Raw genomic sequence first — 18,301 nt, 5'->3', positions numbered from 1 at the left:
AAATTTGAGTATTTATGCCATGTTATAACAAGAGCTATCAATTCAAGCACTGATTATTCAATGAGCAAGGTGATATTATATTTTTCTTGAGTGTTACACAATAAAGAAGGTATTAAAATTGCAGCGAAACAGGCTCGATTGTTCCATGCATCTAAATAATTATCAAAAGGATTAGTTGCGTTCTCAATGAAGGGTTTAATCCTGAGGTTTATTTTAGTAAACTCAGTAACCAATTCATTCATCGGTAATTATCATTGATATTTAAGCTTTTCAAAACAAAAGTTTTTTTATTCTGCCTACTCATTTTTTTTGGTATTACTAATGATACTCTAGCGTTTGCAGCGGCTGATTCATGGGATGTGTTGCGCACCCAATTTAGCTTAAACCATGAAACATCGCGGCCTGAAGTACAGGAGCAAATCCGTTGGTTTTTAGCTCATCCGGGCTTTCTTACTAAAGTATGCCGTCAATCTGAACCCTATCTTTATCATATTATTTATGAAGTGAAAAAAAGAAATCTCCCTGGAGAGTTGGCCCTGTTACCTATGATTGAAAGTGCTTATGACCCGTTTGCTTATTCTGTTGCAGGTGCCGCTGGACTATGGCAATTAATGCCTCAAACCGGTGCAGGTTTAGGATTAAAACAAGATTGGTGGTTTGATGCGCGACGTAGTGTTAGTTCCTCAACCGATGCTGCGCTCAACTATCTTCTATATCTTAATAAATTCTTCAATGGCAATTGGGTATTGGCCATAGCAGCTTATGATGCAGGTGAAGGAACTATAGACCGAGCCATAAAAGCTACAGGGGGACGCGCTTTAAGTTTTTGGGATTTGAGTGTGCCCAGAGAAACTCAAGTTTATGTGCCTCGTCTTCTCGCCTTGGCTGAACTAATTCAAAGTCCAGCACAATATAAATTGAGGCTACCTGAGATACCCTACCTCCCTTACTTCGTGGAAGTAAATATTGGAAGTCCAATCGATTTAAACCATGCGGCCAAAATGGCAGGGATCAGCTATAAAGAATTAATCAAATTAAATCCTGGTTTTAACCGTTGGACTACCGATCCAAACAAACCCATTAAATTACTTATCCCTGCGGAAAAAGTGCATCAATTTAATTTTAACTTAGCTAATCTACCTGCAGAAAAACGGGTTAGCTGGGAAAAACACATAGTACAACCCGGTGACAACTTGGATAATATTGCTGTTCGCTATCATACGACCGTGAATTTAATAAAACAATTGAATCAACTCAGGAGCAATCATGTAGCGCCCAATCAATTCCTTTTAATTCCGAGCACTCGAAACGCCCCTGTTATAGTTAGAAAAGAGCCCTCTACTCCTGTCCAACAAGTGCCGCATCAAATAGCTATGCCGCAAAATCAACGTGTAATTCACATTGTTCAAGAAAATGAGACCTATCAAACCCTGATAAAAGCTTATAACGTCAGTGCTAAAGACATTCAAATTTGGAATAAATTAGCAAACAACCAATCGTTGCAAAAAGGCCAACAACTTATAATTTGGAAAAAAGTAGTCCAACCCATTCAGTACATTGTAAAAAAGGGCGATAGCCTCAGCACTATAGCTCAACAACATAGAACCAAAATAGAACGTATTATGGCATTAAACCCTGGCCTCAACCGGAATGAGCCTTTATATAGTGGACAAAAGATATTAGTGGGTTAATTAATTTATAAATTCAAAAGGAATTTAGACTTCTCATCGCATTTCTGTTCTTGTACTGAACTAATCGTTTTAATCAATACATAATGTCCTTATGCTAACAATTATTTTGCATTTCTAGTATAAAGCAAGGAGGTGAGCACAAAAACTTGTGTTATACTGAAAGTAACTTATTTTATTGCATTAAATTATATGAAATTACTATTTGATTTTTTTCCTATAGTTTTATTTTTTATAGTATACAAATTTTTTGGTATCTATACTGCGACGGCTATTGCAATGATAGCCTCTGTGAGTCAGGTCGCTTTTTACAGATTAAAATTCCAGCATTATGAAAAAATGCATATTATCAGCCTTGCAATAATTATGATTTTGGGAGGAGCTACTCTCTTTTTCCATAACCCCTGGTTTATTAAGTGGAAGCCAACCGGTATTTATTGGCTCTCAGCTTTAGTCTTTTTTAGTTCGGGTTACATTGGCAGCAAACCATTGATCCAAAAAATGATGGAGGCCAATGTAACGCTACCTGGAAGGATCTGGTATAGACTGAATACAGCGTGGGTATTGTTTTTTATTTTAATGGGAGCCGTAAATATTTACGTTGCCTATAATTTTAATACGGATGCCTGGGTGAACTTTAAGTTATTTGGTGGGGTTGGTTTTACTCTGCTTTTTGTACTAATTCAAGCTTTTTATCTAACAAAACACATGGATGAGACTGGCCTTGAAAAACAATAGGAGCAAGAATGAGACTATTGCTAGTAGAAGACGACGAATTACTGGGTGATGCGGTAAAAACCGGATTAACCCAATTTGGTTATATTGTGGATTGGCTTAAAGATGGTGAAGCAGCTCGAGCTGCTTTAAAATCTGAATCATTTGAGCTAATTATTCTAGATTTGGGATTACCCAAGTTATCTGGACTCGCATTATTACAAAGTATACGTCATGATGGCAATCCGACCCCAGTTATTATTTTAACTGCCCGAGAATCAGTTGAAGATCGTGTGAAAGGATTGGATAGTGGAGCAGATGATTACTTAATTAAGCCTTTCGATCTCAATGAACTTAGCGCGAGAATCAGAGCACTGGTCAGACGCTCACAAGGTCGGGCTGACTCCGTTCTGCAATACAGAAATATAACTCTGGATCCCGCAGCACACTCGGTATTCGTTGATGATGTTTTAGTTAATGTCCCACGTAGAGAATTTGCATTACTCCAGAAGCTTCTGGAAAACAGCGGTCAGGTTTTATCCCGCGAACAGCTCATGCAAAGTATATATGGTTGGGAAGAAGATGTAGATAGTAATGCACTGGAAGTTCATATACATAATTTACGTAAAAAACTTAATGCCAATTTTATTCGAACAATTAGAGGTGTAGGATATATGGCAGAAAAAAATGATGGTATTGCTGTATCGTGAAATCTTCTATAAGAAAGTTTCTCCTAATCAATCTATTGTTGGCCATTACTATAACGACCACATTAACTGCTATAGGTAACTATTATCTTGATCAAAAGGATATTCAAGATCACTTGGATAGTTTAATGGCCGTTTCGGCACTTTCGTATCAAGCATTACTAGGTGATGATCTCCATCAACGCCCTCTCGCGAAAATTCAAGAAGCCCTTGAAACAATTCCTCAAAAGATTGACACCTACTATCAAAAAAGATTTCTAAATGAAGAACCCCCGGAAAATTATCTGGATAAGTTTAATTTTCAGGTTTGGACCAATGGAGGAAAACTCTTATTGCATTCCTCTTCAGCCCCTAAAATTCCTTTAACTTCTGAAATTGACGGCTTTAGTGATAAAAAAATCTCCACTCAAGATTGGCGTGTCTTCACTACATACAATGATAAAGCAGGGATTCGTACCGTTCTAGCTGAGCGCTACGATACACGTAATGAACTAGGTCATAGAATTGCTCAAGATGACCTCTATATTATGCTTTTAACATTCCCATTATCTGGATTATTAATATGGATTATTATTGGACGAGGCTTAGATAGTCTGGATAAGGTTGCAGAGGAAGTAGCTAACCGCGCCCCCAGCCATCTTGAACCGGTTGATTTACACGAAGTTCCAGAAGAAATTAAACCCGTAATTGATGAATTAAATAAATTGTTTTTTAGGCTAAAAGAAGGATTTGAACGAGAAAAACGGTTTGCAGCAGATGCAGCGCATGAACTACGTACCCCACTTGCCGCTCTAAAAACACAAGCTCAGGTTGCGTTGCACTCTAATGATATTGAAGAAAAAAATCAGGCACTGCAAAAGCTTATTGCAAGTGTTAATCGCAGTACCCACATCGTTCAACAGTTACTTACAATGAGCCGACTTGTACCAGAAGCAGCGCACATGGACGAGAAAGATGAGGTTAACTTAAGCCGTTTAACTCGCGAAATACTTGCTATGCTTGCACCAGCTGCAGTAGAAAAACAAATCGATCTTGAATTTGAAAGTGACGCAGAAAATTTAACTGTTTATGGTAATTCCACTGCCTTGGGGATATTAATTCGTAACCTTGTTGATAATGCCATACGCTACTGTAATGCGCATGGAAGAATTATCGTACGTTTGGCAAAATTGAAGAATGAAATAATGCTTGAGGTCTGTGATAACGGACCAGGTATTCCAGCTGAATTACAATCACGTGTGTTTGAGCGTTTTTTCCGTGTCTTAGGAAACAAAAGTCCAGGAAGTGGTCTTGGCTTAGCAATAGTCCAGCAAATTTCTGAATTGCATGGGGGAAGACTTATGCTTGACACCCCTAAAGAGGGAACAGGCTTAATTGTAAGATTCTTTATACCTGTCCAAGAAAATAAATAAGGTTTAATCGGGTGCGTATCGCATCAGGAATGAATAAAATGTCGTTACAATTCATGCAATTAGTTAGCGGGCTGCTAAAACTTGCAATGCGTCTCGGATAAGTTGCTCACAACTTTTAGAGCTATCATTGACTTTATTCACTGCTTTTAATGCTTCCTGAGGCTTATAACCCAATGCTTCTAAAGCACACACTGCCTCATCTTGACCACTCATTATAGGAATCGATTTATTTGGGGAAACCGAAGTGGATCCAGAAAATTGCTTCATGCTATCGCGCATTTCAACTACCAAACGCTCCGCGGTTTTTTTGCCTATGCCAGGTAACTTCATCAAAATGGAAGCATTTTCTTGTTGAATGCATTGAACAAACTCATGCGGAGTAATACTGGAAAGAATTGACATAGCAAGTTTTGGACCAATACCATTTACTTTAATTAACGCTCTAAATAGCTCTCTCTCTTGTCTCTCCAAAAAACCATACAAAAGCAAGGCATCTTCACGAACTACAGTGTGTATATGTAACCCGACTGAGCCATTTAAACTATCCAGCTGAAAAAAGGTATTTAATGAGGTTTCGACATCATATCCTACACCATGAACATTAAGAACCAATTTCCCTGGTTGATGTTTATCAATAATTTGTCCATCCAACCAACCAATCATCTCTTTCTTCTCCTTAATCCTCGACGTCCAATTACTGAGGACAAATTATGACGCATATGACTATGGCAAATCGCTATGGCCAATGCATCGGCAGCATCTTTCTGTGGCGCCTTATTAAGGGCAAGCAAATGCACAACCATATGACTTACTTGTGCTTTTTCTGCAGCTCCGTAACCGACCACCATTTGCTTTATTTCTCGAGCCGAATATTCACTCACTTTAACACGATGAGATGCAGCAGCAACCATAGCAACCCCACGTGCATGCCCTAATTTTAGAGCTGAGTTTGGATTTTCATGCATAAATATTTGTTCGATAGCTACTTCAGTAGGCGAATAATGATCCATTAATTGACAAATACCATTATATATTTGCAGTAATTTTTGGCTAAGTTCACCCTCCGGAGTTGTACGGATGCAACCACTATCGACGTACTCGATTTTACGGTCTGATTCTTTTATCAGACCGTAGCCTGTAATCCTTGATCCGGGATCTATCCCTAAAATAATAGTCATTAATTCATGGATTCTAAGAGTTTTGTTGAGAATTCAGCATTACTATATACTTCTTGAACATCATCTAAGTCTTCCAACATATCGATTAATTTTAAGAGGCTTTCTGCTGATTCATCATCGATAGAAACTAAAGTTTGTGCACGCATGGTTAAATGAGATTGCTCAATATCCAGACCTGCTTCTGTTAGCGCATTCAATACACTATGATACGCTTCTACAGGAGTAATTACTTCAATCTGACCCTCATCCACAGAAACATCATTGGCGCCAGCATCTAGAGCAATTTCCATAATCTGTTCTTCAGACTGTCCCGGGGCCATAAGAATCTCTCCTTGATTATTAAAGAGATAAGATACTGAACCATCGGTCCCCAAATTGCCGCCGCACTTAGTGAAAGCATGACGTACTTCAGATACAGTTCGATTTTTATTATCAGATAAACAATCCACGAGGACTGCAACTCCTCCTGGCCCATAGCCTTCATAACGCATAGCCATCATTGTTTCGCCTTCTAGTCCGCCTACTCCGCGCTTGATGGCATTATCAATTGTGTCGCGCTTCATATTTGCAGCAAGCGCTTTTTTAACTGCATCCCTTAATCTTGGATTAGAAGACTCCTCTCCTCCCCCCATACGAGCCGCCACGGTAATTTCACGAATTAACTTAGTGAATATTTTTCCACGTTTTGCGTCTTGAACTCCTTTACGGAATTTAATATTTGCCCACTTACTATGACCTGCCATAACACTACCTCAAAACCATATTTAATTTTGTATAAATTATACATGCTCTTTTGTTAAAAAGAATAACTTAACTTACATTTGGACTCGACATTTTTAACTTTTTTAGACTATAGTAGCCACCATCATTACGTTTTTAAGCTATCGAAAATAAATGCAGCCTGGGTGAAGCACGTGAACCCTAGGTTAACGCTAGAGTTATGTTTCCCTGGTTTCTGCTGCGCTCCACCAAGGCTACTCAATGAACCATAAATACTAAAGGAGATCACAGTGTATTTGCAGGGATTTGGTAATCATCATCAAACTGAAGCAGTTCCAGGCGCTTTACCCAGTAGCCAAAATTCACCACAACACTGTAGCTTAGGTCTTTATGCGGAACAATTAAGTGGAACTGCCTTTACTCGTCCAAGACAGAATAACTTACATAGCTGGCTATATCGCATATTACCTTCTGTGGCTCAAGGTACTTATCAAGCCTATGAAATGGAGCTGTTTAAACCCTATCATGCGGAACAATCTCCAAATCCCTTACGTTGGTCCCCAATTGAACTATTTAATGAAGAAGATTTTGACTTTGTTGATGGCATGTTTCATCTTGCCGGAAGCCCACATGTTAATGCATACGTTTATCACTGTACTCGATCCATGCAGAATAAATATTTTGCCAATAATGACGGAGAAATGCTTTTTGTTCCTTATTTGGGGGAAGTAAATCTACACACTGAGTTTGGAAAATTAAATATATGCCCAGGCATGATAGCTATTATCCCTCGGGGTGTTAAATTTAAAATGGAAGTCATTGGTAGCGAAACAAAGGGATATTTATGCGAAAATAGTGGTAGCCCACTTACTCTGCCGCCGTTAGGAGTTATAGGTGCAAATGGTTTAGCTAATCCACGGCATTTTCAATATCCCATTGCAGCGTTTGAACAAGGGATTACACAAGCAACTCTTATTTGTAAATATCAAAATAAATTATGGATAGCTAAATGTGATCACTCCCCTCTTAATGTAGTTGCCTGGCACGGTACTTATGCCCCTTATTGTTATGATCTAAGCTTGTTTAATACTATAAATACAGTTAGTTTTGATCATCCGGATCCTTCCATTTTTACCGTATTAACTTCCGAAAGTGATACACCCGGTGTAGCGAATTTAGATTTTGTCATTTTTCCTCCTCGCTGGATGGTTGCCGAACATACATTTAGACCTCCTTACTACCATCGAAATTATATGAATGAGCTCATGGGTCTTGTCCGTGGTGAATACGATGCCAAAAAAGAAGGGTTCTTGCCCGGCGGAGTAAGTATTCATAATTGCATGACACCCCATGGACCCGACCAAGTAAGTTATGAACAAGCGATAGCACAAAAATTAGAGCCTGAATTGTACTTGAATACCTTGGCTTTTATGTTTGAAACCAGAGATGCATGGAAGGTTACTGAGCTAGCAATGCGTATTCCGCAAATGCAAAAAGATTATACTGATTGCTGGAAAGGACTTAAAGCAAATTTTAAATACCCCTAATTTTCTAGCCTGGGTGAAAGGCCAAACCCTTAACCCAGGGTAATAGTATAAACAAACTTTCACGAGGCAATTGTTTCTCAACTAAAAACTTTAAATCCTTTATTTAAAGTACAATTAAGCTGATACGTTGCAAGTTGTTTAAAATTCCCAGCGTCCATTACAGTATTTTTTATAGAAATGCTTCCATCTGAATTAATATTATATTTAACAAATTCAAAGATGGGATTACCGCGCGCAATAGGATTATCCAAAGTAAAATGCTTTATTGAAGTAGTAATTCGATCGTTATCAATAATAAGAAAAGAAGCTGGTTGTACTGAGGCGATTACAGAGCTCACAGGCATTTTTTGTGAGCTACATTCTTGAATATTCATAACTAAAGTAATTTTTTTCCCTTGGGAGATTGTATCAGCGATATCCATAAATGTGGTTAATTGTTCTGCACGAACACTTGATGTTAAAACAACTAAAATCAATAAAATCATTTTCTTCATTACAACTACTCCTTATCTTTTTGTTATTACATAAAAAATTAGCCTGGTAAAAATGAAGCAGTTCCTTCATTTTTACCAGGCGAAAATAGTAGCTTTGAGATTTTTCATTAGAATTTAAAACAAATCTTCCTGCGTTAATCCCATTTTTTCCAATAAGCCACGCAATGTTTTCAATGCTTCAACTTGGATTTGACGAACGCGCTCTCGAGTCAAATCAATTTCTTTACCTACATCTTCAAGCGTGGCTTTTTCAAACCCTCTTAAACCAAATCTTCTTGCAATAACTTGTTGTTGATTTTCAGTCAGCTTATCCAATAAAGATTCTATATGTAAGCGTAAATTTTCGTTAGTTAGAAGCTCTGCGGGATTCACGCTGTTTTCATCAGCAATAGTATCCAATAATGATTTATTTTCATCAAAGCCAATGGGTGTATCAACAGAAGTTACTTTATCATTTAAACCCAACAGCTTTTGGACATCTTCCAATGGTTTATCTACCATTTCTGCAATTTCTTCAGGTGAGGGTTCATGATCTAGTTTTTGCGTGAGCTGTCTTGCAGCCCTAAGATATACATTCAATTCTTTTACCACATGTATGGGTAAACGGATTGTGCGCGTCTGATTCATAATAGCACGCTCAATCGTTTGTCTAATCCACCATGTAGCATAAGTTGAAAATCGAAAGCCACGTTTAGGATCAAACTTCTCGACTGATTTCATTAGGCCTAAATTTCCCTCTTCAATTAAATCAAGAAGAGGTAGCCCCCGGTTAAGATAGCGACGTGAAATTTTAACTACGAGACGCAAATTGGATTCGATCATCTTTTTACGAGCAGCAACATCTCCTTTTAAAGCAAGAGTTGCATAATGCACCTCTTCTTCGGCGCTGAGCAAAGGAGAAAATCCAATTTCACTTAAATAAAGCTGGGTCGCATCCATCATTTTTTGTGCATTTTTCCCCCGAAATGAAGGGAACGCGATATCATCTGAAAAATCAGGAAACTCGGAGACTTCTTCTTCGCCTTTTTCAATAAGCGCATCAATGTCCTCCTCTATTAAGAGCGATTCATCGTCTGGTTCAGACCAATCTTCATCCTTAAGTTCCGGTTCTTTAATTGACTCATCGTCCTCGTGCATTGTTTTTCACCTATAGTGTTTCGTTATGTTGAAATATTTAATCCATAACTACATTATACTTCATAAAAATATCATTGTTGCTATAACTATAAGTTATCTGTCAACCTTTTGGTAGATAATTCAAAGGATTGACGGGTATACCCGACCTTCTGATTTCAAAATGGACACCTGTATACTTGCGATCTATAACACCCGCTATTGCAATAATTTGTCCTGCTTTTACATGTTGTCCTTCAGAAACCATAATTCGTGAGTTATTGCCATACGCAGTTAAATATCCCTGATTATGTTTAATAATAATTAAATTACCATAACCAGCTAAACCACTTCCAGCATAAGCGACCACACCACTCGCCGCAGCAATTACTCGCTCACCTTTTTTACATGCAATATTTATGCCTTTCTTACCTTGCTCAGGAACAAATGATGCAACAACACGTCCGCTCACAGGCCAAATCCAACCTGAAGCAGAGCGAGCATATCGATTTGCGGGCGAATAAATTACAGCAGGCCGTGCTGGTGTTTTGGGTGCAATATAATAGTTTCTCTTTTGAATTGGCCGACGGGCCATTTGTCTATGTCTTGGAGTAATGCCTCGCAAATTAATGACTTGCCCTACTCTCAAAGAATAAGGGGGATTAATACGATTCAAGCGAGCTAGAGTTATATAATCAGTATCATAGCGAAATGCAATAGAAAACAGGGTGTCTCCCCGTTTCACGACATACACTTTTTGATGGCGCCAATATGGATTCCATCTAGATTCCATAACGGGAGCTAAATTATTTCCGCAACCTACTAAAGTTATAATGAGGAAAAGACATAAAAATCTTTTGCAAAATGTGACTATCATTTATTACCTCAAGCAAATTGAATGTTGATCCCATCGAGCCAGTTAGCTAATTGATCGAACAATTTGTAATTCGTCATATCCAAATGAAGTGGGGTAATTGAAACATACCCTTCGCTTATTGCATAAAAATCAGTTCCAGGTCCGGCATCAGCTTCCGCCCCAGGCAAACCTATCCAATAGATTGGGCGTCCTCTGGGATCCTGATCTTTTACTACAGGCTCAGCGCCATGTCTCGTTCCCAAACGAGTTACTTGCATCCCTTTAATTTTGTCCAAGGGCAGATTAGGAACATTAACATTTAAAATGGTTTGGGAAGGCAAGCGATGTTTACTTAACTTCATCACCAACTGTTTCGCAATTGTCGCTGCCGTATCATAATGCTGGATATTCTCCCCTACCATAGATATCGCCAGGGCAGGCAATCCTAGATAACGACCTTCCATGGCTGCAGCTACTGTGCCTGAATAAAGAATATCATCGCCTAAGTTAGCCCCATCATTAATCCCAGAAACAACCATATCGAACTCAGTATCCAAAAAACCAGTTACTGCTAGGTGCACACAGTCAGTTGGGGTTCCTTCAACACTATAATAGCCATTATCCAATTTTTTGACTTTGATTGGACGTGACAAAGTTAAAGAATTACTCGCGCCACTTCTGTTTCTATCTGGAGCAACTACTTCAATTGAGACGAAAGTCGATAGTTCATTGGCTAGTTTATTAATTCCAGGTGCATAAACCCCATCATCATTACTTATTAGTACTTTCATTTTTAACTCGTAGGTGATTCAAACCATCTAACCACTGCTAAATGGTCAGCTAAGTCGCGTTTATTTTGGTTTAAATTGGCTTGTAAATTTGCATTGTTATTTTCAGCTTTTAATTGTGCTTGTTCTTTAATAATCGTCTCTTGTAACGCCATAATTTTTTTCCCAAAACCCTGGGGACTGAGTTGCAACTGGTATGCTAGTTTATTCATACGATTGGCAAGCACTTCTAATTCTTTACACGTCATACCCTGTGGTTGTCGTTCAGGACAAGCTTTGATCGCTTGTTGCAATTCATTAGGATGTGATTTGTAATAATGTTCATTTTTCGCTGAGCAAGAGGTTAATCCGAAAATGACCCATAGTGCTATCAAACATTTATTCATAAGCAACCTATTGTAAACTACAAAAAACCGATATTATCATTACACAACTGCTAACGCCATCTTATGAGAGACCCATGCTTGATTTTAAATTGCTACGTGATCCCCAAACAGGAGAACAATATATAGAAACTTCTCTTTGCGGCAAACCACTTCTTACCACTCCTCAGTTGAACAAAGGTACGGCGTTCACAAACGAAGAAAGAAAAGAGTTTGGCCTATTAGGAAAGCTACCACATCGGGTTGAAACATTGGATGAACAAGTCAAGCGCGCTTACTTACAATATTCCAGTTATACAACACGTCTACAACAAAATATCTATTTAAATAATTTGCACGATAAGAATCAGATTTTATTCTACAAATTAATCAATCGTCATTTAGGTGAAATGTTACCTACAATATATACCCCTATAGTAGGAACTGCGGTAAAACGATTCAGTCATGAATACCGCCAACCCCGCGGCTTATATATTTCGCATTCAGATAAAAATCAACTCGAAGAAATATTAAAAAATCGTTCTAATCCAGAAATTGATGTGATTGTTGTTACTGATGGCGAAGGAGTTTTGGGTATTGGTGATCAAGGGATCGGAGGGATGGATATTCCAGTTGCCAAACTGATGGTCTACTGTTTATGCGGCGGTATTGAACCAACTCGCACCTTACCGATATTTCTTGATGTAGGTACAAACAACCAAGATCTCCTCAATGACCCTATGTATTTAGGTTGTCGTCATCCTCGCATCAGTCCAGCAGCATATGATGAGTTTATCTCCACTTTCGTTCATGAGATACACAAACAATTTCCCAATGCTTTTTTACACTGGGAGGATTTTGGTCGAGGTAATGCCCGACGCATCTTGGAAAAATTCCAAGATCAATTGTGTACCTTCAATGATGATATCCAAGGTACTGGTGCTGTAACATTAGCGGCTTTATTAGCTGCCTGTGATGTAACGGGTTCAAAGCTTCATGAGCAGCGTATTGTAGTTTTTGGTGCTGGATCAGCAGGAACTGGTATAAGCGATCAAATTATTGATGCGATGGTACGGGAGGGCATTAGCCCAGATGAAGCCTATAAACGATTTTGGCTAATTGATCGTCAAGGTTTATTGCTCAATACTGATCCCGAGCTTACCGAAGCACAAAAATGCTATGCGCGGGATCCCAAAGAAATAAATAAATGGGCTATTAATGAAAAACAACATCCCTCTCTTACGGATACTGTACGACATGTAAAACCCACAGTACTTATTGGTTGTTCTGCGCAACCAGGAGCGTTCTCGCAAGACATCGTTGAAACTATGTCAGTCAATTGTGAGCGCCCTATTATTTTTCCTTTGTCTAACCCAGATGAAAAATGCGAAGCTAAACCTTCAGACATACTAAACTGGAGTCAAGGTAGAGCTCTAATTGCTACCGGTACAGCTTTTCCTGCAGTTGAATATCATAATCGCATGGTACAAATTGCCCAATGCAATAATGCATTAGTTTTTCCTGGAATAGGATTGGGAGTCCTCGCGGTAAACGCAACAAAACTAACAAAAGAAATGATCCTGGCCGCAGCACATGCTTTATGTAAATTTGCGCCCAGTAAAAAAGAAAGTTATTTACCTTTATTACCCTCTTTAGATGATGCACAAACCGTGGCTAAAGAAATTGCCGTTGCGGTTGCACGTTGCGCTATCGATTCAGGGCTTGCGCAAAAAAATAAGGATGCTGATTTAGAAAAACTTATCGAAGATATGTTTTGGGAACCAAGATATTTACCATTTAAATATAAAAAAGGATAACATTAGTAAGCTGGTGCGGCGCAGAGTAACCCGGGTTTTTATTATCCTAGACCGTGCTGCGCCAGGATATCTAATTCCCATTAGACTTAACAAAATTTACTTGAATACTTTTCAACGTAGCCGTATCCGGTTCCCAAGAACGCGCGTATTTAAGAACAATAACCGTACTTTCGGGATAGCTTTTACCCTTCTGTCGAGTAAAGGTAAAATGCATCTGTCCACCCGCACCAATTAGGTTGGTTTTCGGTCTTTCATAATTGCTACTACGTAGTGTTAATAAATTTTTATCGAAGCGTACAATCGACCATTGAAATCCGGTGGTTGGGTTTGCAGGTAACGTTACTACAAAACTCGGATCATTCACATCAACGTTCATGGACGAGTTATTATCTGCATAAATCAACGTGGAAGAACTAAGAAGCAATAAATAGAGTACGGTTTTCATGAACAACTCCCTTTGGATATTCTACAATCAGTTTAGCCTATTTCATTGGGTTCTGTTATCTTAAGTTCTTCATTCTGCCCAAAAGATTGTCAAATGCGATTGCACAGAAAATATTCAAACTGCAACTGCACGAATAAATTTTAACTATTTGACTCTATTGAATAAATTGGATACCCTGCCCGAAACTCAATCACCGAGAGGATTTTATGTTAAATTTAATTGGCTGGGATGAAATTTGTGAAATACTGGATTTAAAAAATGAAGCAGGAGATGAAAATTACCTTTCAGGAATTATTGAGCGAACATCAAGTAAATATCGAGAACGTCCTGGTTTTTTTACTCCGTATCAAAATGGCCAGGAGTTTGCGGGAGAATTATTAGCACCGGTTTGGTACCCTTTAATCTCTTCACTGGGTACTGCACTTATGGCATTCACTGCAGTTGTGGCTGCTTGCTACTTCGTTGGATGCATGTTACTCGCGCTTTTATCAATTATAGTGATGAGTGCCGAATACCGTAACACTGCTTTAGAGGGAGCCACAGACAGTCTTGCCCTAACGGGTTTAATGCTTCTTGGGACGGGAGCAGGTGTGTTGGTTGCCCTTCTCAGTATTCCACATAGTATTTTTTCGCTTTTTAGCCGTCCAGTCGCCACAGCAGTTTCAGCAACGACCGATGGTTGTGATGATGGTTATCAATATACTCATTAACTTATGGTTTAAGCTAGGGTGACGCGTTATGCACACCCTAAAAATGCAATATAAACCATCCCGCATTTTCAATACGCGTCCCCCTACTCCAAAGTACATTAATTTTAAATATAAATCTTGATATTAGCGCATAGAAAAGCGATTATTTTATCTTTTTATAATCACAGTAGGAGCGCGTGTGGAACACGAGACCATGGAATTTGATGTAATCATCGTCGGTGCAGGACCGGCGGGACTATCTGCCGCGATTAAATTGAAACAGCTGGCTTTAGCTGCAAAAAAAGAATTATCTGTTTGTATACTAGAAAAAGGGGCACAAGTTGGAGCTCATATTCTTTCCGGGGCGGTGCTGGAACCGAGAAGCCTTAAAGAATTACTTCCTAATGTCTGGCAAGAGGCACCACTTGATACTCCTGTAAGCGAAGATCTGTTTTATTTTCTAACTCAAAAAAACTACTATAAGCTCCCTACTCCTAAGCCCATGCATAATGATGGCAATTACATCATTAGTCTGGGCGAACTTTGCATGTTTCTTGCCCAACATGCAGAGTCTCTGGGTTGCGAAATTTACCCTGGATTTGCTGCAGTTCAAGCGCTTTACAATGATCACGATCAAGTGATTGGCGTTGCAACTGGGAGTGTAGGTCTCGATAAAAATAAAGAGAAAACAAACAATTATCAACCCGGGATGCATTTACTAGCTAAGCAAACTCTGCTTGCTGAAGGGTGTCGTGGACAACTTAGCCAAAGCCTAATGACACGTTACCACCTGAGGGATAAAGCAAATCCCCAGACCTATGGGTTGGGTATTAAGGAAATATGGCAGGTCAAAGCAGAACACCATAAGCCCGGGCAAGTGATTCATACTGTGGGATGGCCAATGGATTATTCAACCTACGGTGGTTCATTTATCTATCACTTATCAAAACAACGTATTGCCCTTGGCTTTGTAGTGGGTTTGGACTATAAAAATCCATGGTTAAATCCATTTGCAGAGCTTCAACGTTTCAAAACCCATCCCTTGGTGCAACCTATCTTAACTGGAGGCGAACGAATCAGTTATGGGGCACGCGCACTTAATGAAGGGGGATGGCAATCTTTACCCAAACTCACCTTTCCGGGAGGAGCATTAATTGGTGATGCAGCAGGATTCCTTAATGTCCCTAAAATTAAAGGGATACATACAGCAATGCAATCAGGAATGCTTGCAGCAGAAGCATGCTTCGAAGCTTTACAACAAGAAAGTAAAGTACAATTTGAATTAACCAGCTATTCAGAAAAAATCAAAAAATCCTGGTTAGAAAAAGAACTCTATTCGGTACGCAATATAAGACCAGGGTTTAAATATGGTTTAATTCATGGCTTGATCAATGCCGCCTTTGAAACATATATTACCCGTGGACATTCCCCTTGGACACTGACGAATCATGCCGATCACACGACTTTACTTCCAGCAAAAAAAGCAAAGAAGATAGAGTATCCTAAACCTGATGGTGTGCTTACTTTTGATAGGTTGTCCTCTGTTTTTTTATCGAATACTTATCATGAAGAAAATCAACCTTGCCATCTCGTATTGAAAAAACCACAATTGGCAATAGAGATTAATTTAAAGACTTATGCATTTCCAGAGGGCCGATATTGTCCTGCAGGGGTATATGAAATTATTGAGGAAGAGCAAGGCCCAAGATTGCAAATTAATGCTCAAAACTGCATCCACTGTAAAACGTGCGATATTAAAGACCCTCGACAAAATATTGTTTGGCATGCCCCGGAAGGAGGGGGCGGACCCAATTACTCAGGAATGTAACCATCGAAACAGGTTGGGTTTAAAATTCAACCTGAATTTATTCATTTATTGCACACTCTTTCAAAAAAATGCCATTTTTTTAGTGTTTTTTTAATCATTCTCAATCATAATTCGCCACGAAAAATTAATAGTAAAAGCCTCGTGCTGTTTTTTACATTAAAACATATTAAGGTGTACCCATGTCCAGACTTACAAAAATACATAAAAAGATACTTACTAATTTTAACAATTTTGTTTCCGACACAAATCAAATTCAGTTATTAGCTAACAATATTGAACTATTCGAAGCCATACCCAATAAATATCTGAATAAACTCTATAAAACTATCACAACCTTTGAGTTTGCGAAAAACAATGATGCTTTATTAATTATGGCCTACAGCTATATCCATTATGCTTATGAAAATAAAGAAGCAACCAGCCTTAATGACTCGCTTATTATATTAGACAAAGCGAATCATTGTTTTCAAAGAATTATTGATTCCTATTTATTGCTCCACCCTTCTCAATTAAATGAAATACACTCAGAGCACATACTAAAAGCTAATTTTCATCTCCATAAGATTAAATTACTTAAAGCGGAGATGCGGCTCTTTTATATTCAAAAAGAAGAAGTAAATAATATGTCAAATGTTGCTTCAATCAGAAAAGAGCTAACAAATATTATTGATGAATACATTAAGTTTAAAAGAATTTTAGAAAGTAAATATAAAGATAGGACTCATCAAGCTCAACTTTCAATAAACAACCACCTCTACTCATCAATTGAAATGGGACTCCAGCAGGCAAGGGATTTATTAGAGAAACTACCGCGAAATCCAACCGCAAAACGTCAGCTTTCTGAAACTGTTTCGGAACCTTCTCAAGAGAAAAGTCCGGTAGTTACACCATTAAGAAAGAAAATGAGGCAAACCGTAGAAAACAAGAATGAATCTAGCCCAGCAGATCAAATTCCATTACAACCGGGTTCAAATAGTGAGCACTCCAAGCCTGAATGGGAGGGTTTAGCAGCATTAATTGTAGCGGCGTCGAATTCAGCTCCCATGGAAACTCCTCAAAAGCCTGAGATGATAATCCCTAGCGCTCCCCAACCTTCCTTACGCTATATTGAAGACAGCAAAACATTCCTGGATAAGTTTCAGGTATGGTCTAAAATGTATTTTGATCGACATGACCATTATTCAAAACTGAAACAAACTGAAAAATCTTTAGAGAAAATCGCTCATTCCTTATTATTAGCAGCTGTTCGATTAAAAAAAGAAAGCCCTGTATTTAAAGACAAACAATTTAATCCAGTGGTTAAGGTGGCAGTGCAGTTTCTTTTATTTATATGTGGAGTAGGAACACAATCAAATTTTGAAGCATTAGAAAAACAAAATTTATTATCAAAAACCTATGCTCCAATTCTGAAACCGTTTATTCGTTCATTTCTTGATGTTCCTCATGAAAGATTGATTGGACATCTAAGAATGCAATTTGCTTCTGAGGAGCCCTCTAATATTTCATTTCGTGGCTTAGAAATTCAAGAAATTATTGAACAATTATTTAAACTATTTGATACCCAATTAAGTTTTGATGATTATCAAAGAGTAACAGAAGATTGTATCAAGGGTTTAATGCAAGCAAATGAGCGATTAGTTGAACAAAATGTAGTTGAATCTCATTTCACAGTATAGCCATATAACTAAAATGAAATGGGTGAAGCGAAGTTTTAAATTTACTCTCGAGCTAAATTCAATGAGTCACATCGCTTCACCCGGTTACTAAGGTATTATCCCTCATCGATATAAATGGGACTGCTCAGGAACAAAAACTTTGCATGAACACCATTGACTGTTCAATTGTTTTACATTAAGATGTAAATTTAGTTTAAAAGGCCAATAAAAATTAGGTTTAGAGCGTCATAAACACTACATCTTAAAACGTTCATCCATAGGACAGTG

The 18,301-nt window shown here is 38.4% G+C and carries 19 protein-coding genes; 9 read left to right on the top strand and 10 right to left on the bottom strand.

Annotated elements, in window-relative coordinates; genetic code table 11:
* Positions 1–53: 53 nt before the first annotated feature.
* Entirely contained in the window at positions 54–242 is a 189-nt protein-coding gene (locus tag HBNCFIEN_RS06790) for a hypothetical protein (protein WP_182393302.1), read from the bottom strand.
* A gap of 15 nt (positions 243–257) precedes the next feature.
* Here HBNCFIEN_RS06790 and HBNCFIEN_RS06785 point away from each other — a divergent pair, with 15 nt between their 5' ends.
* From HBNCFIEN_RS06785 to HBNCFIEN_RS06770, 4 genes are all read left to right on the top strand, one after another.
* The gene (locus HBNCFIEN_RS06785; protein ID WP_370530121.1) at positions 258–1,691 is read left to right on the top strand and encodes a LysM peptidoglycan-binding domain-containing protein; all 1,434 of its coding nucleotides are present in this window, start codon (positions 258–260) and stop codon (positions 1,689–1,691) included.
* A 189-nt stretch (positions 1,692–1,880) separates the two neighbouring features.
* Positions 1,881–2,426 carry a septation protein A gene (locus HBNCFIEN_RS06780; RefSeq protein ID WP_182393636.1) on the top strand — a complete coding sequence of 182 codons (546 nt, stop codon included), beginning with the start codon at positions 1,881–1,883 and terminating at the stop codon, positions 2,424–2,426.
* Between the two features lie 8 nt (positions 2,427–2,434).
* Positions 2,435–3,112: a response regulator gene (locus tag HBNCFIEN_RS06775; RefSeq protein ID WP_182393300.1), complete on the top strand. Its 678-nt coding sequence runs from the start codon at positions 2,435–2,437 to the stop codon at positions 3,110–3,112.
* Positions 3,109–4,521 carry an ATP-binding protein gene (locus HBNCFIEN_RS06770; protein WP_182393299.1) on the top strand — a complete coding sequence of 471 codons (1,413 nt, stop codon included), beginning with the start codon at positions 3,109–3,111 and terminating at the stop codon, positions 4,519–4,521. The genes HBNCFIEN_RS06775 and HBNCFIEN_RS06770 overlap by 4 nt, the downstream gene beginning before the upstream one ends.
* A gap of 63 nt (positions 4,522–4,584) precedes the next feature.
* Here the strand turns inward: HBNCFIEN_RS06770 and ruvA are convergent, their stop codons facing one another.
* From ruvA to HBNCFIEN_RS06755, 3 genes are read right to left on the bottom strand one after another with little or no spacing between them, the layout of a single operon-like run.
* Positions 4,585–5,184: a Holliday junction branch migration protein RuvA gene (gene ruvA, locus HBNCFIEN_RS06765; protein ID WP_182393298.1), complete on the bottom strand. Its 600-nt coding sequence runs from the start codon at positions 5,182–5,184 to the stop codon at positions 4,585–4,587.
* Positions 5,181–5,699 (bottom strand): crossover junction endodeoxyribonuclease RuvC, encoded by a 519-nt coding sequence (gene ruvC, locus HBNCFIEN_RS06760; RefSeq protein ID WP_182393297.1) that lies wholly within the window; start codon positions 5,697–5,699, stop codon positions 5,181–5,183. The genes ruvA and ruvC overlap by 4 nt, the downstream gene beginning before the upstream one ends.
* On the bottom strand, positions 5,699–6,442 hold the full coding sequence (locus HBNCFIEN_RS06755; protein ID WP_182393296.1) for a YebC/PmpR family DNA-binding transcriptional regulator: 744 nt from the start codon (positions 6,440–6,442) through the stop codon (positions 5,699–5,701). The genes ruvC and HBNCFIEN_RS06755 overlap by 1 nt, the downstream gene beginning before the upstream one ends.
* Before the next feature lie 267 nt (positions 6,443–6,709).
* Between HBNCFIEN_RS06755 and hmgA the strand changes: the two genes are divergently transcribed.
* Complete coding sequence (hmgA, locus tag HBNCFIEN_RS06750; protein WP_182393295.1) at positions 6,710–7,966, top strand: homogentisate 1,2-dioxygenase; 1,257 nt, start codon at positions 6,710–6,712, stop codon at positions 7,964–7,966.
* Positions 7,967–8,043: 77 nt separating this feature from the next.
* On the opposite strand, the gene HBNCFIEN_RS06745 is transcribed toward hmgA, so the two are convergent.
* The 5 genes from HBNCFIEN_RS06745 to HBNCFIEN_RS06725 form a co-directional block, all read right to left on the bottom strand.
* Positions 8,044–8,460: a VirK family protein gene (locus tag HBNCFIEN_RS06745; protein WP_182393294.1), complete on the bottom strand. Its 417-nt coding sequence runs from the start codon at positions 8,458–8,460 to the stop codon at positions 8,044–8,046.
* Between the two features lie 114 nt (positions 8,461–8,574).
* Entirely contained in the window at positions 8,575–9,597 is a 1,023-nt protein-coding gene (gene rpoS / locus HBNCFIEN_RS06740; RefSeq protein ID WP_182393293.1) for an RNA polymerase sigma factor RpoS, read from the bottom strand.
* A 100-nt stretch (positions 9,598–9,697) separates the two neighbouring features.
* Positions 9,698–10,450, bottom strand: coding sequence for a peptidoglycan DD-metalloendopeptidase family protein (locus HBNCFIEN_RS06735; protein ID WP_182393292.1), 753 nt, complete (start codon positions 10,448–10,450; stop codon positions 9,698–9,700).
* Positions 10,451–10,458: 8 nt separating this feature from the next.
* On the bottom strand, positions 10,459–11,220 hold the full coding sequence (gene surE, locus HBNCFIEN_RS06730) for a 5'/3'-nucleotidase SurE (protein WP_182393291.1): 762 nt from the start codon (positions 11,218–11,220) through the stop codon (positions 10,459–10,461).
* A gap of 2 nt (positions 11,221–11,222) precedes the next feature.
* Entirely contained in the window at positions 11,223–11,603 is a 381-nt protein-coding gene (locus HBNCFIEN_RS06725) for a hypothetical protein (protein WP_182393290.1), read from the bottom strand.
* Positions 11,604–11,677: 74 nt separating this feature from the next.
* On the opposite strand from HBNCFIEN_RS06725, the gene HBNCFIEN_RS06720 reads away from it, so the two are divergent.
* On the top strand, positions 11,678–13,396 hold the full coding sequence (locus HBNCFIEN_RS06720; protein WP_182393289.1) for an NAD-dependent malic enzyme: 1,719 nt from the start codon (positions 11,678–11,680) through the stop codon (positions 13,394–13,396).
* A 70-nt stretch (positions 13,397–13,466) separates the two neighbouring features.
* On the opposite strand, the gene HBNCFIEN_RS06715 is transcribed toward HBNCFIEN_RS06720, so the two are convergent.
* Positions 13,467–13,841 carry a protease inhibitor I42 family protein gene (locus HBNCFIEN_RS06715; protein ID WP_182393288.1) on the bottom strand — a complete coding sequence of 125 codons (375 nt, stop codon included), beginning with the start codon at positions 13,839–13,841 and terminating at the stop codon, positions 13,467–13,469.
* 206 nt (positions 13,842–14,047) lie between these two features.
* Between HBNCFIEN_RS06715 and HBNCFIEN_RS06710 the strand changes: the two genes are divergently transcribed.
* The 3 genes from HBNCFIEN_RS06710 to HBNCFIEN_RS06700 all read left to right on the top strand — a co-directional run bounded on the left by HBNCFIEN_RS06710 (position 14,048) and on the right by HBNCFIEN_RS06700 (position 18,034).
* Positions 14,048–14,551 carry a hypothetical protein gene (locus HBNCFIEN_RS06710; protein WP_182393287.1) on the top strand — a complete coding sequence of 168 codons (504 nt, stop codon included), beginning with the start codon at positions 14,048–14,050 and terminating at the stop codon, positions 14,549–14,551.
* Between the two features lie 178 nt (positions 14,552–14,729).
* The gene (locus HBNCFIEN_RS06705) at positions 14,730–16,358 is read left to right on the top strand and encodes an electron transfer flavoprotein-ubiquinone oxidoreductase (protein WP_182393286.1); all 1,629 of its coding nucleotides are present in this window, start codon (positions 14,730–14,732) and stop codon (positions 16,356–16,358) included.
* 179 nt (positions 16,359–16,537) lie between these two features.
* The gene (locus HBNCFIEN_RS06700) at positions 16,538–18,034 is read left to right on the top strand and encodes a hypothetical protein (RefSeq protein ID WP_182393285.1); all 1,497 of its coding nucleotides are present in this window, start codon (positions 16,538–16,540) and stop codon (positions 18,032–18,034) included.
* Positions 18,035–18,301 lie beyond the last annotated feature (267 nt).

Source organism: Legionella sp. PC997 (assembly GCF_014109825.1).
Taxonomy (GTDB): Bacteria; Pseudomonadota; Gammaproteobacteria; order Legionellales; family Legionellaceae; genus Legionella.
The sequence above is the reverse complement of the archived record's forward strand: the minus strand, read 5'-3'. Positions and strand labels throughout refer to the sequence as shown.